We start from the raw sequence: 12,925 nt of genomic DNA on the forward strand, positions 1-12,925 counted from the left end.
TTCCTTTTTTGGGTGGTCATCATGAGGAAAGTCGGATTAATAGTAGCTTTGATTTTGATTCTGAGTATAGTGCCAACGTGGGCGATAAAGCCAGTGCAGGCGGCCACTTATGTCCCGCTGGTAGAGTTGAATCAGAACTTCAATAGTTATCTCTACAGTGATGTCCTTACAAGCGGAATAGTAACATACCGCGATAACAACGGCTTCTTTATTCAGAACGGAACAGGGCCGTATACGGGAATTTATGTATACACAGGATACAAATCGTATCCGAACGTAGAGCCTGGCCAGATAGTTGAGGTCTATGGCTATGCAAAGTACTACAACGGTCTCAAGGAGCTTTCAGTGAATCCCGCATACGGCGAATATTATACTGTGATAGGAAGCGGGACTGTCCCAGAACCGACGGTGGTATCTACCGGTGAAGTGAATCAGGAAAAGTGGCAGGGTGTCCTTGTAAAGTTCGTGGATGCCAAGATAACAGATAGATACGATAGCTGGTACACAAAAATATGGATTGACGACGGTAGTGGTGAGGCACTGGTATTCTTTTCAAGCAGTGCTTCTTCTGACCTCCAGCCGGGAGCCAAGTTCAAATACGTTACTGGAGTTGTCTACGTCTACTCCTATACCTACGAAATCCTCCCCATTAGCTACCAGCTCTACAATCCAGCCGTCAAAATAACCGACGTTGAATACTACGCATTTATCAAGGATGTTCCATCCAGAGTTAAGGCTACTGTCCTCAACAGTGGAGCGAATCCAAGCAATGTGACTTTTGTTGTCAAATTTGATGATACCACTGTGTATTCCGAAGACTTCGACCTCCAGTCTGGGGAGACTAGGACTGTGGAGTTCTACGTAATTCCGACGAGCCTTGGAGAGCACACCCTCACGATCATCGCTGAAGAAAGTGAAAAAATCTTCGCCATCGAAGTCATTCCCAATCCCAATGTGGTTGCCTACGGCATTACTCCTTACTACGAGAGACTCTACTCCAGGGAGATAAGCAACCTCACAGAACTCTACGAGAACTTCACCTACACCGTTAACAAGCTCAGGCAGTATGGTGTCGATTTCGGAGATCTTGAGCCTAAGATCCAGTGGATTAACGAAACCATGGCAGAGATACAGAGGGAATACATAATCTACGACAGCCTTAAGGGTCTTCTGATCCAGCAGAACCCCTACAGAATGGCCTACTACTTCCCGGTGATGACTCATATCAGGAGGGCAGCACTCCTGAGCAGGGAGGTTGTGCAGGAGCTGGAGTTCGTCCTGCCGCACCTTCAGAGAGTCCTGAAGGAAGTTGAGGCCATCTACCAGCCACCAGCACCAAGAAACGAGACTAACGTGACTGAGAACCAGACCAGTATCACTCCGTCCACCAACATAAGCATCACCATCACTAAGGTGCTCATCGACGCTTCCCATGGCCAGTACTTCAACCCGACCAAGACTGACACCAGTGGCATGCAGACCCTCATAGAAAACATCCAGAACGAACTCGGCTGGATAGTTGATATTAACACCGAGCCGATAACTTACGAGAAGCTCAAAGAGTACGACATCTTCATAATCACCAACCCCAGCCAGGACATAACCGATGAAGAAGCTCAGGCGATCCAGCAGTTTGTTGAGAACGGTGGCGGCCTCTTCATACTTGGTGAGAACTACTACAATCACGTCTACTACAAGAGCCTTAACAAAGTTGTTAGCAAGTACGGAATCGAGTTCAACAACGACGAGCTCATGGACGATGACGTCAATACTGGCCGGAAGTGGTTCCCACTCGTAGGAATCTACAACCTCGACCACCCGGCTATGCAGTTCCTCACTGCGGACCACCAGATGTACTACAGCGGCGACACCCTCACCGTGAGCGGCAACGTTGTCTGGCTCGTCAGGGGCTATGAGACATCCTATTCAGTGGACAAGGATGGAAACGTCATTTACGAGAAGGGATCCAAGCCAATTATAGCAGCAGCTGTCGAGGTCGGAAGCGGCAGAATCGTCGCCTATGGCTCGAGCAAGGCCATTAGTGACTCCTACTACGGCAACTATATCAACACCAACTGGCCGTTCGTCAAGGGCGTCCTTCTCTGGCTGGCCCACGAAATTTGATTTCTTTTCTTTCCTTCTGTTCTTTCTAGATTGCGAAGATGACAAGAAAAGAGGGCTTTAAATCTCCTTAGGGGGCACTAAAATTCCGAGTTCAGTTACTATCCCTCTAACGTATTTCCAGGGCGTGATGTCGAAGAGATAGTTCCTGACGCGGTAGCCCTGTCTCGCGTAGGGTCTCTCGACTATTTCAACCTCCTCGGAGTTCAGCTCGGGATGAAGTTTAAAGCTCTCCGCTGCGACGTAGAAAGGAACGCCATTGTCATGACAGGCTAGGGCAAGGAGGTACGTGCCAGCCTTGTTGATAACCGCCCCATCACGCGTAACGTTGTCGGCACCGACAAAGGCCAGGGTAGCTTTTTTGGCAAAGATGCCTATCTGAGCGTCGGTGATAACTTCGAAGGGAATCTCTAGGGCCTCAAGCTCCCGGGCTAAGACCAGTCCCTCGTAGTCCGGTGCGCTCTCCGTTAGGATTACCTTGAAGTGCTTGCCCTTCTTCTTCGCGGCCTTAAAAATCTCCAGAACAGCCGAGGAGAAGGAGTGGGTTATTATTACCTCGTTCTCGTCTATCAGCTCGCTCCCGATGTTGCCGATCTCCCTCTTGGCTTCCTCGCTCAGGCGAATGAACTCCTCGGCCTTTGATCTTACAAGGTCAGGATTATCCGTGATGGGTATGAATCTGGCCAGATTGTGGAGTGAAGCCATTGTTCTGTTCACGGCAGGAATCTCTTCTCTCATTTCCTTAAGGGCCTCTCTCAGTTCCTCGCCGCTTAAAAGCTCGGCGAGCTTTATGTATGCCTCGGCGCCTCTCCTAGCCAGGTAGCTCGCGCCCCTTATGCGCTCGGCGCGCATCTCTTCGAGGATGGAGCGAATTTCTGGGGGAAGCATGGCTCACACCACGACAGCAGTTGATTCTTCTTCGGCTGGATTTGACCCGATGGAATTGCCCGTTTATCCTTATCACCCTTTCGCTACCAGCCCTCCTCGAAGCGAATGCTTCTCTCCTCCATGAAGGCCTTGGCCTTTTCTATCTCTTCCTCGCTCTCTCCGAAGATGATTATCCCAATGTATTTGCCGAAGCCCTTTGGCGAGGAGTGTATTCTGACCTTAAAGCGCTCCAGCGTCTCGATGAGGATCGGAGCCAGCTTTGACTCGTCGGTTATTTCTGCCAGAAGCTTTCTCTGGATGAACTTTCTCTCCCCAAGCCTCGGAAGAACCTCCTTTTCCAGCATCGCCTTCATCTCGCGCGGCATCCCCGGGAGGACGAAAATCTTAACGCCCCCGTGCTCTATGAACGCCCCAGGTGCGGCTCCCTCAATGTTCTCCAGGGGAACGGCCCCTTCCGGAAGGTAAGCCATCTTTTTCCTTCCCTCATTTAGCTCGGGATCGTCTATGTAGCCTTCCTTATAAAGGCGCTCATAGAAGGCTTTAATCCTTTCAAGGCAGGACTCACAAAGGGTTAGCTTCTTCCCGAGGGCCTTGGCAACAGCAAGCATAGTCACGTCGTCGTGGGTTGGTCCCAAGCCTCCAGAGATGATGAGAACCTCTGGTTTCCTATCTAGGATCTCACGGATAACCTTCCTTATCTCCTCAACGTCATCGCCGACGGTGGTTTTTCTCCTCACCCAGTAGCCCCTCTCGGTAAGCTTCTGGGCGATAAAGGCCGAGTTGCTGTCCACGGTGTTTCCGGTGAGGAGCTCGTCTCCTATAGTCAGGATTTCGGCGAACATGCCACCACCGCTGGATATTTTGAAGTCCCCCTTATAATCCCAGCGGGGGAAGTTTTTTATTTATATGTCAAAAATTTCTTTCTCGACGTTGTTTTTCACCACGGGTGAAAACAAGGCTTAAGTATTTCACAGCTATAAAATTCTTGGTGGTATCATGAAGGTTAAGGTGGGAATTAACGGCTACGGAACCATAGGAAAGCGTGTCGCTTACGCTGTCACTAAGCAGGACGATATGGAGCTTATCGGAGTTACCAAGACGAAGCCAGATTTCGAGGCTTACCGGGCTAAGGAGCTCGGTATTCCTGTCTACGCTGCGAGTGAGGAGTTTCTGCCGAGGTTTGAGAGTGCTGGCTTTGAGGTCGCCGGAACGCTCAGCGACCTGCTGGAAAAGGTCGATGTCATAGTCGACGCCACCCCTAGCGGCATGGGAGCAAGGAACAAGGCAGTTTATGAAAAGGCCGGCGTCAAGGCCATCTTCCAGGGCGGCGAGAAGGCGAGCACCGCGGAGGTTTCCTTCGTAGCCCAGGCCAACTACGAGAAGGCCCTCGGCAAGGACTACGTTAGAGTCGTCTCCTGCAACACCACCGGCCTCACAAGAACCCTCAGCGCAATTCAGGAGTACATCGACTACGTCTACGCCGTGATGATCCGCCGTGCCGCCGACCCGAACGATATCAAGCGCGGACCGATAAACGCCATAAAGCCGAGCGTTACGGTTCCGTCTCACCACGGGCCGGACGTCCAGACGGTAATCCCGATAAACATCGAGACTTCAGCTTTCGCTGTGCCAACCACAATAATGCACGTTCACAGCATAATGGTCGAGCTGAAGAAGCCGCTCGAAGCAAAGGACGTCATAGACATTTTCGAGAACACCACGCGCGTTCTGCTCTTCGAGAAGGAAAAGGGCTTCGAGAGCACGGCCCAGCTCATAGAGTTCGCCCGCGACCTGCACAGGGAGTGGAACAACCTCTACGAGATAGCCGTGTGGAAGGAGAGCATAAGCGTCCGCGGAAACAGGCTCTTCTACATCCAGGCGGTCCATCAGGAGAGCGATGTAGTGCCTGAGAACATCGACGCTATAAGGGCCATGTTCGAGATGGCCGACAAGTGGGAGAGCATAAAGAAGACCAACAAGAGCCTTGGGATTTTGAAGTGACACCGCAAGCCTTTTACATTTCTTCTCCAACTCTTCCGGTGAACGCTGTGGAATGCAGGGCGTTTAAGGTGGATGCTTTTACCAACCGACCGTTTAAGGGGAACCCCGCGGCTGTTGTTCTCGACTGCCCGGAGCTCGACAGAGAGACCATGCTGGCAATCGCCGGGGAGCTGAACCTCTCGGAGACTGCCTTCGTTTGGCCGGAGAAGGACGGCTTCCGAGTGAGGTTTTTCACCCCGGGGGATGAGATTCCCCTCTGCGGCCATGCCACGGTTGCGACGTTCTACCTGCTCTGGCGCCTGGGTCTGGCGACTGAAGGCATCAACAGGATGTTCTCCAGGGCGGGGGGATTGACGTTCTCATCAAGGACGGAAAGGTATGGCTCAAGCAGCTGAAGCCGGAAGTCATTGGAGAGCTCGAGGTTGAGGCACTGAAGGAAATTCTCGGCACGGAAAACTTGGTCGGTCCAGCATTGGCAATGACGACGGGAACGCCGGAAGGCGTCGTTGGGGTTCCAACGTTCGAGGAGCTGATGAATCTTGAGCCGGACATGGCGAAGCTCGCGAAGTTCTCCAGGGAAAACAGAGTGATAGGGGTCTACGTTTACACCCTTGATTCCCAGTTCGACGCCGCGGGAAGGTTCTTCGCTCCAGCCGTCGGAGTTCCTTAAGACCCCGTTACCGGAACGGCCAGTGGGATCCTCGCGGGTTATCTAAGGCTCACGGACAAGCTGGTGAAGGATAGGTACGTCTTCGAACAGGGGCACGCCCTAAGGAGGGAAGGCAGGGTCTATGTTGAGTTCGAGGAGGAAAGACCTTGGGTCGGTGGAGAGGCAAGGATAAGCCTTGAGGGCAGGCTTAAGCTCTGATGCAGGCTGGTTTCCCTCTTTTCTCCCAGTTTGTGGATATCATGCAGAAAAAAGAAAGGTTCAGACCAGCGACGCCACCGAATAGATGAGGACGAGGAAGAAAATCACACCGACAAAGTAAGCAACACCGTGTGGAATCCTCACACACTTCGGTGGGCAGACCTTTCTCGTTTTGACGTACATCGCCACCGGCAGGATTCCCGCGTAGAGAAGGCCGCCGAATGTTCCAGCGAGCCAGAGGGCGCTGACAAAGCTCTTCAGACCGGCAAAGTATATGATGAGCGGTGGAACCACCGTCAGGAGCCATGCGCTTCTCTTGTCAAGCTTGAAGGCCTCGCGGAGGTTGTCCATCTGGGCAAAGCCTATGCCGATGTAGCTCGTGCTTATGGCCGCGAGCGGAAGGATAAGACCGAGCACCTTGCCTAAGCCACCATAGTATTCCTCGAGAGCCGATGTGGCCAGCTGAGGGGTGTTCCCTCCGAGCGCACCAACGAAGGCAAAGACGAAGAGAGCGTAGAATGCCATCGGTACAAGGTAGCCAATGAGGACGGCCTTTTTGGTCTTCTCCGCGCTTCCAAGTCCCTTATACATCTCGGGAACAACCATGTGGCTAACGTAGGCGAAGATGGCGACGCCTATCCCGGAGACCAGGGCGGAGGTATCTACCGTTGCCATGTTCTCAACGTTCACCCTCGGCAGCATCAAAGCCACTGCAACTGCCAGTGCACCAAGCAGGAGGAAGTTGAGCATCAGCTCTGCCTCGCCCGATGCTTTGAGGCCCATGAGCACGATTCCGCTCATGACCAGCCAGAAAACTACAGCGCAGATGGATCCGTTAATTCCAAGCAGAGACGAAAGTATATCGCCGCTTCCAGCGATGTAGGCTATGAGAGATCCATAGCTGAGAACGGATATGCTCGCGAGCATGAGCCAGCCGCCCGCCTTTCCAAGCGTCTCGCGCGCAAGTGAGGTGAGCGTTCCTCCCTGCTGGACGGCCAGCTCAAGCACGAAAAGGGCTGTGAGGAGTGTGAGAATGCCAACGGCGACAATAATTGCTATCCCTGCAAGGCCAGCATCCTTAAGCGCGTACGGCAGGCCCAAAACGCCCGCTCCTATTTGAGTCCCAATGAGTATAGCACTTGCCTCTGCCAGCGTGAGCTTCTTCATGACCACCACCTAGGGGTGAAGAAAAGTTCATGAATTTAAGCGTTGCTCCGAAAAAAGGTGTTCGTCACTGATACAAGAAAAAGAGCAGAGAACAGACTTGGACGTTAGAGCCCAAGTTTTTTAAGAACTTCTTTGCCGGAAAGACCCTTAACCAGGAGGTCTTTCTCACGAGAAGTTTCGCCCCGAATTATGTCGACCTCAGCCCCAAGCAGCTTGGAGAAGAACTTGACTACCTCTTTATTCGCCTTTCCTTCCACTGGTGGGGCTTTGATTTTGACTTTAAGCCTCCCGCGCCACTCGTCAACGCCTTCAATCTCGTTCTTCTTCGCCTTCGGCTGGACGTAAAGCAGGATTACAACGCCGTCCTTGGTTTCCCTAATGGACTTCATTCCCGACCCTCCAGCTCATACTCCCACACGATTTCCGGAGGGAACTCACCGCGTTTAAGCTTTTCGAGTATCTCCCCCGCCACGGAGTAGGCGAAGTCAAAGGTCTTCCTATCAATCAGGCCGTAGTTGAGGGCCATCTCAAGCTCGTCCTCGTCGAGAAGAAAAGCCTCGCCGCCGGGAAAGACAAAGATGTCGAGAAACAGGTCAAGCATCTCTATCGTGTTCCCTTCGCGCTTCGTGTAGGCCAGAACGTCGATGTAGAGGCCTTTGAACTTACCGTTTTCGTCATAGACCTTCAGGATGTCGTAGTTCTCACCAACGAAGGCGAAGTAGACCATCGTGTAGCCGTTCTTGATGACCTCAACACCGTTCACCCTGAGAGGAGCGAGCATACCCTCAAAGCGGGATTTGGCCACGATGACGTCCCCTAAGTCAGCCACGACATCATCATACCTCTCAAGAACCCTGTTCGGATGGCGACGGTAAATGAGGTGGATCTTCATGAGAGACACCAGAAAGGGTATTAGAAAAAAGAAGAACTCACTCCCCAAAAATCAGTTCTCTCAGCTTCTCCGGGAGCTCATCTATCTTCACCCTCACCTGCTCCCTCGTGTCGCGGTCCCTGATCGTTACCGTGCCATCCTCAGGCGTCTGGTTGTCTATCGTGACGCAGTAGGGCGTTCCAATCTCATCGTACCTAATGTAGCGCCTCCCTATCGTGTCCTTCTCGTCGTACACCGCTATGAAGCCCGCCTTCTGAAGCTTTCTGAACACCTCGTAGGCTATACTCTTGAGCGGTTCCTTCGCAACGAGTGGAAGGACTGCAACCTCAATAGGTGCCATGTCCTTCTTGAGCCTGAGGTAGGTTCTATCCTCCTCTATGACGAGGGAGTTCTCGAGGAGCAGGTAGAACGGCCTGTCTATTCCAAAGCTCGGCTCAAGGACGTGGGGCACTATCTTCTCGCCCGTTATCTTCTCCTCGACCTCTCTGATGATGAAGTCGTCCTTCTCCAGCTCGTAGCCCTCGATGGTTATCCTGCCGTCCCTCTCCAGCACATCCACCAGGTTCCTGAGCTTCTCCTCGTCCCAGCTCTGGATCAGCTCGTTTATCCTCTTAGCGTCCTTCTTCAGCTTCGGTCCGACGCGCTTCATGTTGAGGCTGACAACTAGGCGTTTGACTATCTTCGGTTCGTCGTAGTGGATGAGGACGGTTAAATCTGCCCCGCTCATCTTCATGTGCTTGCTGAGGTCATAATCTCCACGGTATGCTATGCCGACGCACTCCACCCAGCCGAAGCGCTCGCTGTGTATCTCCACATCCCACGTGTCGCTGGAGTAGTGGGCCCTCTCCTCGGGCAGCTGCTGGCGGAAGCGTATGGCACTTTCAGGAATGCCTATATCGAGGAGAACGCGCTTGACCATAACCATGTAGTATGCGAAGAATGTGTTCATGATGTAGCCCTTCTTGACGGCCTCTTCAGCCGTCATCTCGATTTCCCCGAGGTTCTTGAGCTGGTTCTCTATCGGATAGAGCCTCAGAACCTCATCCTTGACCTCGTCGAAGTGCGGATGTTCAGTCTCCTTCGGGTTGAAGAATATCTCCGCCTCGGCCTGCGTGAACTCCCTCAGGCGGAGCATTCCCTGTCTCGGTGAGATCTCATTACGGTAGGCCTTGCCTATCTGGAAAACGCCGAAGGGAAGTTTGTTCCTTGCGAAAGCGTTTAAGCGCCTGAAGTTCACGAAGATGCCCTGGGCCGTTTCAGGCCTCAGGTAGCCCTTCTGGTCGCCGTAGGGGCCAATCTTGGTCTCGAACATGAGGTTGAAGTACCAGACATCGGAAAGCTCACCGCCGCACTCGGGGCATTTTATGTCGTGCTCTCTTATGAGCCGGGTCAAATGGTCGGCACTCATACCCTCGGTGTCTATGCCGAGGGCCTCCTCAACGAGGTGGTCGGCCCTAAACCTGGCGCCGCACTTCCTGCACTCAACAAGCGGGTCAACGAACTTCTCGACGTGACCGCTCGCTATGAAGACCTTTTCAGGAGTTATGTCGGGTGTTTCAAGCTCGAAGAAGCCCTCCCTCTGAAAGGCTTCCCTTATCTTCTGTTCGATTTTGCGCTTTATTGTAGCTCCCAGAGGACCGTAATCATAAAAACCTCTCGCGCCACCGTAGATTTCAAAGCTGCCCCAGGCGAAGCCTCTCCTCCTCATGAGGTCCTGAAGAATCTCGTACTTATCGGCCATGCTCACCACCTGAAAGTCAAGTAAGGGATTTTCATAAAAACCTTTTGGGCGTTCCTTCGTCTAATCGTCAAGATAGGCAGAGGGAAAGAGTTATAAACCGATTGCCTCGTTATGGCTATGAGCTTTGATTATTTGGGAGGTGCGTGAAAATGGCGGAAAGACCACTTGACGTTATCCACAGGTCCCTCGATAAGGACGTGCTCGTCATCCTGAAGAAGGGGTTCGAGTTCAGGGGCAAGCTCATCGGTTACGACATTCACCTGAACATCGTCCTCGCCGGTGCCGAGATGATCCAGGACGGCGAGGTCGTTAAGAAGTACGGTAAAATCGTTATCAGGGGAGACAACGTCCTGGCGATTTCCCCGGTTGATGTTGGTGTCGAGTGAGCTTAGAGTTTAGCGGGGTGATACCATGGGAAGCGGAACCGCGCCGAAGGGCAGGAGGAACCATACTCCCACTCACATCAAGTGCCGCAGATGCGGTAAGAGGTCATACAACATAAAGAAGGGCTACTGCGCCTCGTGCGGCTTCGGCAGGAGCAGGCGCATGAGGAAGTACAGCTGGTCCCACAAGTGGAAGAAGAAGAGGAACCTCCTCTGAACTTTTTTCTCTTTCCTTTAGTTCGGTCTCTTCTCAGTGCGTATAACGAATCACACCATAGACCACAACCCTTTTAAGTTCCTATATTGGTTTTACCGTTTAGAGGGACGTCTTAATGCTGCACCTCAACGAGGATCAGCGAAGGCTATGGAAGCTTGCCTGGCCGGCCATCATGGGCAACATATCCCAGACCCTCCTCAACTTAGTTGACATGATGATGGTCGGCCAGCTCGGGGCGCTCGCCCTGGCCGCGGTCGGCCTCGGTGGGCAGGTCAGCTGGTTCATGATGCCCATCATGGCAGCTGTTGCGACAGGAACTCTTGCCCTCGTAGCGCGTTTCGTTGGGGCAAGGGACGCGGAGAAGGCGACTTTAGCTCTGGAGCAGAGCATTTACCTGTCTTTTCTCCTTGGAATTCCTGTGATGCTCTTCGGCTGGTTCTTCGGCGATGACATACTCAGGATAATGGGCGCGAGCGATAATGTCGTTGAGCTCGGCTACGAGTACATAAAGGTGCTCTTTGCCTTCTACCCCCTAAGGTTCGCGGGATTCACGGCATTTTCGGCTCTGAGGGGCGCTGGCGACACAAAAACACCTATGAAGCTCGGAATACTCATGAACATTGTCAACGCGGTCCTCGATTACCTGCTCATCTTCGGAAAGTTCGGCTTTCCAAAGCTCGGTCCGGTTGGAGCGGCGTGGGCTTCCGGAATCGGCATAACGACGTCTTTCCTCATCGGACTCTACCTCCTCTGGAGCGGAAAGCTGGTGCTTCGGTTCAGGCCGAGCTGGTCGTTCCATGTAGACATGGCAAGGAGAATCCTCCGCATAGGCATCCCCACGATGGTGGAGCGCGGCCTATTTAGCTTCTACAACTTCCTCTACATGAGCATAGTGACGCGCTTTGGAACCATCGCTTTGGCCGCACACCAGGTCGGCCTCAGGGTGGAGAGCATAGCCTACATGCCGGCCTTTGGCTTCAACGTGGCCACGGCCGCTTTAGTTGGTCAGAGCCTCGGTGAAGGAGAACCAGATAAAGCTGAAAAGACAGTCTACGAGGCAATTAAGATGGTCAGCCTCTTCATGACGACGATGGCGGTAATCCTCATAGTCTTCCCGCGCTACCTGGTTATGCCCTTCATAAGCGCGAGCGACCCGAACTACGAGGAAGTCCTCCGCCTCGCGGCGATATATCTCATAATCGTCGGTATAAGTGAGATACCCCTCGGCTGGCTCTTCGTCCTCGGAGGTGCCCTGAGGGGAGCAGGCGACACCAAGAGTCCGATGTACATAACCGCGGTGAGCAAGCTGCTCTTCAGGATAGTCCCGGCCTATCTGCTCGGTTTTGGCTTCACAATAGGTTCGTTCCACTTTGAAGGCCTCGGCGTTATAGCGGCGTGGATAGCCATGAGCCTTGAGACCTTCACAACAGCGGCGCTCTTCTGGTGGGTGTTCAAGCGCGGAAAGTGGAAGTACGTGAAGGTGTGATTGTCTGAGAAAATCCAAAGAAAAGGGAAGTTTAAAGCGCCGAAACGTGGAACACTGCCTCCATCAGCCTTCCGAAGAGGTAGCTCAGGAACGCTGCACCGAGACCCGTTGCAACCATCTCGGCGACCTTCTTCCTTATCGAGATTCCCGAGAGCAAGGAAATCAGAGTTGCAACGACGGCCAAAGCAGAGCCCGCGAACAGTATCGAGAAAGGCAGCGCCGTTAGGGAGCTTGAAGCCAGGAAGTATGGCGTAACTGGGAATGCGACGCCGAGCAGGTAGGCGAAGCCCGTGTACAGTGCCGCCCTCACTTCGTTTTCATCGGCCTCTGGAATGAGGAGCTTCATTATGGCGTCGCTGTTGTTCGCGAGTTCTTCGGCCACCTCCCTTGCGACTTCTTCAGGCATTCCTCCTTCGATGAGCTTATCCATGAGTTCCTCCTTTGCCCTCTCAGGGGAAACACGGAAGAGAACCTCCATTCTATCCCTGATGCTCTCGTTCACCTGCCTCTGAGAGCGGACAGAAATGAAACTACCTATCGCCATCGAGAGCGCTCCAGCGACGCCAACGATGAGACCGCTTATTCCAACGAGCTGGGGGTTGTTCGGGTAAACGGCAGAGAGACCCGTAACCGCACCAAGGATTTCAACAAGGCCATCGTTCATACCGAGAACCAGATCGCGGATGTTCTCAACGTGGAAGCGTTGCTTGCTCTCATAGAAGAACCTCTCGTGCTCCAGCTCGTCGAGGATGACCTCCCTTATTTCCCTCATTTCTTCCTCGGAAAAGCGGTCGGCGTAGGTCGTGAGGTACCTGAAGTACTTCTGAATTGCACTATTCTCGCCCATCTCAAGGAGCGAAGCCACTGAACCTGGGCCGAGGAACTTCCTTAGGAGTTTGGTGCTCCAAACCGTGAACCTCTTAACGCTTGGCTTCGGAACTTCTCCGCCGTGTCGGATTATGAAGTCGTGCCAGAACTTAGCGTGCTTTGATTCTATATTGGAAAGCCTCAGAAACTCCCTCTTGATTTCTTCATCCTTCTCGATTTTGGCCAGCTGGGCATAAAGCACCGAATCCGCGTACTCGTCCTTGTAGAACTCCCTAGCGAGTTTGAGCATCTCGTCCATCTGCCCACCCCCATAAGAAATCCGAAGAAAGGTTA

The 12,925-nt window shown here is 52.9% G+C and carries 13 protein-coding genes and 1 pseudogene; 7 read left to right on the forward strand and 7 right to left on the reverse strand.

Annotation, left to right across the window (positions count from 1 at the left end; all coding sequences use genetic code 11):
- Positions 1–21: 21 nt before the first annotated feature.
- The gene (locus E3E26_RS06645) at positions 22–2,124 is read left to right on the forward strand and encodes a DUF4350 domain-containing protein (RefSeq protein WP_167900498.1); all 2,103 of its coding nucleotides are present in this window, start codon (positions 22–24) and stop codon (positions 2,122–2,124) included.
- A gap of 57 nt (positions 2,125–2,181) precedes the next feature.
- Here E3E26_RS06645 and E3E26_RS06650 read toward each other — a convergent pair whose 3' ends face one another.
- Together E3E26_RS06650 and E3E26_RS06655 are read right to left on the reverse strand one after the other, a co-directional pair.
- On the reverse strand, positions 2,182–3,009 hold the full coding sequence (locus E3E26_RS06650; protein ID WP_167900499.1) for a translation initiation factor IF-2B subunit alpha: 828 nt from the start codon (positions 3,007–3,009) through the stop codon (positions 2,182–2,184).
- 83 nt (positions 3,010–3,092) lie between these two features.
- Positions 3,093–3,851: a molybdopterin-binding protein gene (locus E3E26_RS06655; RefSeq protein ID WP_167900500.1), complete on the reverse strand. Its 759-nt coding sequence runs from the start codon at positions 3,849–3,851 to the stop codon at positions 3,093–3,095.
- 154 nt (positions 3,852–4,005) lie between these two features.
- Here E3E26_RS06655 and E3E26_RS06660 point away from each other — a divergent pair, with 154 nt between their 5' ends.
- From E3E26_RS06660 to E3E26_RS11260, 3 genes and pseudogenes are all read left to right on the forward strand, one after another.
- A complete protein-coding gene (locus E3E26_RS06660) occupies positions 4,006–5,010 on the forward strand; it encodes a phosphorylating glyceraldehyde-3-phosphate dehydrogenase (RefSeq protein ID WP_167900501.1) in 1,005 nt (334 codons plus the stop codon).
- On the forward strand, positions 5,007–5,405 hold the full coding sequence (locus E3E26_RS11255) for a PhzF family phenazine biosynthesis isomerase (RefSeq protein ID WP_206204354.1): 399 nt from the start codon (positions 5,007–5,009) through the stop codon (positions 5,403–5,405). Before E3E26_RS06660 ends, E3E26_RS11255 begins: the two co-directional genes overlap by 4 nt.
- 11 nt (positions 5,406–5,416) lie before the next feature.
- Positions 5,417–5,878, forward strand: a pseudogene (locus tag E3E26_RS11260) (PhzF family phenazine biosynthesis protein).
- Between the two features lie 60 nt (positions 5,879–5,938).
- Here the strand turns inward: E3E26_RS11260 and E3E26_RS06680 are convergent.
- The 4 genes from E3E26_RS06680 to glyS all read right to left on the reverse strand — a co-directional run bounded on the left by E3E26_RS06680 (position 5,939) and on the right by glyS (position 9,678).
- Complete coding sequence (locus tag E3E26_RS06680) at positions 5,939–7,045, reverse strand: aromatic amino acid transport family protein (protein ID WP_167900772.1); 1,107 nt, start codon at positions 7,043–7,045, stop codon at positions 5,939–5,941.
- Between the two features lie 104 nt (positions 7,046–7,149).
- The gene (locus E3E26_RS06685) at positions 7,150–7,434 is read right to left on the reverse strand and encodes a DUF167 domain-containing protein (RefSeq protein WP_167900502.1); all 285 of its coding nucleotides are present in this window, start codon (positions 7,432–7,434) and stop codon (positions 7,150–7,152) included.
- Positions 7,431–7,937 carry a DUF402 domain-containing protein gene (locus tag E3E26_RS06690; protein WP_167900503.1) on the reverse strand — a complete coding sequence of 169 codons (507 nt, stop codon included), beginning with the start codon at positions 7,935–7,937 and terminating at the stop codon, positions 7,431–7,433. The genes E3E26_RS06685 and E3E26_RS06690 overlap by 4 nt, the downstream gene beginning before the upstream one ends.
- A gap of 37 nt (positions 7,938–7,974) precedes the next feature.
- On the reverse strand, positions 7,975–9,678 hold the full coding sequence (glyS, locus tag E3E26_RS06695; protein WP_167900773.1) for a glycine--tRNA ligase: 1,704 nt from the start codon (positions 9,676–9,678) through the stop codon (positions 7,975–7,977).
- Between the two features lie 149 nt (positions 9,679–9,827).
- Between glyS and E3E26_RS06700 the strand changes: the two genes are divergently transcribed.
- The 3 genes from E3E26_RS06700 to E3E26_RS06710 all read left to right on the forward strand — a co-directional run bounded on the left by E3E26_RS06700 (position 9,828) and on the right by E3E26_RS06710 (position 11,764).
- Complete coding sequence (locus E3E26_RS06700; protein WP_012571603.1) at positions 9,828–10,064, forward strand: LSm family protein; 237 nt, start codon at positions 9,828–9,830, stop codon at positions 10,062–10,064.
- A 25-nt stretch (positions 10,065–10,089) separates the two neighbouring features.
- The gene (locus E3E26_RS06705; RefSeq protein ID WP_012571604.1) at positions 10,090–10,278 is read left to right on the forward strand and encodes a 50S ribosomal protein L37e; all 189 of its coding nucleotides are present in this window, start codon (positions 10,090–10,092) and stop codon (positions 10,276–10,278) included.
- A gap of 115 nt (positions 10,279–10,393) precedes the next feature.
- Entirely contained in the window at positions 10,394–11,764 is a 1,371-nt protein-coding gene (locus E3E26_RS06710) for an MATE family efflux transporter (protein WP_167900504.1), read from the forward strand.
- Positions 11,765–11,795: 31 nt separating this feature from the next.
- Here E3E26_RS06710 and E3E26_RS06715 read toward each other — a convergent pair whose 3' ends face one another.
- Entirely contained in the window at positions 11,796–12,890 is a 1,095-nt protein-coding gene (locus E3E26_RS06715; protein ID WP_167900505.1) for a VIT1/CCC1 transporter family protein, read from the reverse strand.
- Between the last annotated feature and the right edge of the window lie 35 nt (positions 12,891–12,925).

This window comes from Thermococcus sp. LS1 (assembly GCF_012027395.1).
In the GTDB taxonomy this organism is placed as follows: Archaea; Methanobacteriota_B; Thermococci; order Thermococcales; family Thermococcaceae; genus Thermococcus.

What these genes read in the sequence shown, in the direction of transcription:
- E3E26_RS06645 (WP_167900498.1), top strand. Translation starts at nt 22, where the DNA reads ATGAGGAAAGTCGGATTAATAGTAGCTTTGATTTTGATTCTGAGTATA.
- E3E26_RS06705 (WP_012571604.1), top strand. Translation starts at nt 10,090, where the DNA reads ATGGGAAGCGGAACCGCGCCGAAGGGCAGGAGGAACCATACTCCCACT.
- E3E26_RS06655 (WP_167900500.1), bottom strand. Translation starts at nt 3,851, where the DNA reads ATGTTCGCCGAAATCCTGACTATAGGAGACGAGCTCCTCACCGGAAAC.
- E3E26_RS06685 (WP_167900502.1), bottom strand. Translation starts at nt 7,434, where the DNA reads ATGAAGTCCATTAGGGAAACCAAGGACGGCGTTGTAATCCTGCTTTAC.
- E3E26_RS06710 (WP_167900504.1), top strand. Translation starts at nt 10,394, where the DNA reads ATGCTGCACCTCAACGAGGATCAGCGAAGGCTATGGAAGCTTGCCTGG.
- E3E26_RS06650 (WP_167900499.1), bottom strand. Translation starts at nt 3,009, where the DNA reads ATGCTTCCCCCAGAAATTCGCTCCATCCTCGAAGAGATGCGCGCCGAG.
- E3E26_RS06700 (WP_012571603.1), top strand. Translation starts at nt 9,828, where the DNA reads ATGGCGGAAAGACCACTTGACGTTATCCACAGGTCCCTCGATAAGGAC.
- E3E26_RS06690 (WP_167900503.1), bottom strand. Translation starts at nt 7,937, where the DNA reads ATGAAGATCCACCTCATTTACCGTCGCCATCCGAACAGGGTTCTTGAG.
- E3E26_RS06715 (WP_167900505.1), bottom strand. Translation starts at nt 12,890, where the DNA reads ATGGACGAGATGCTCAAACTCGCTAGGGAGTTCTACAAGGACGAGTAC.
- glyS (WP_167900773.1), bottom strand. Translation starts at nt 9,678, where the DNA reads ATGGCCGATAAGTACGAGATTCTTCAGGACCTCATGAGGAGGAGAGGC.
- E3E26_RS06680 (WP_167900772.1), bottom strand. Translation starts at nt 7,045, where the DNA reads ATGAAGAAGCTCACGCTGGCAGAGGCAAGTGCTATACTCATTGGGACT.
- E3E26_RS06660 (WP_167900501.1), top strand. Translation starts at nt 4,006, where the DNA reads ATGAAGGTTAAGGTGGGAATTAACGGCTACGGAACCATAGGAAAGCGT.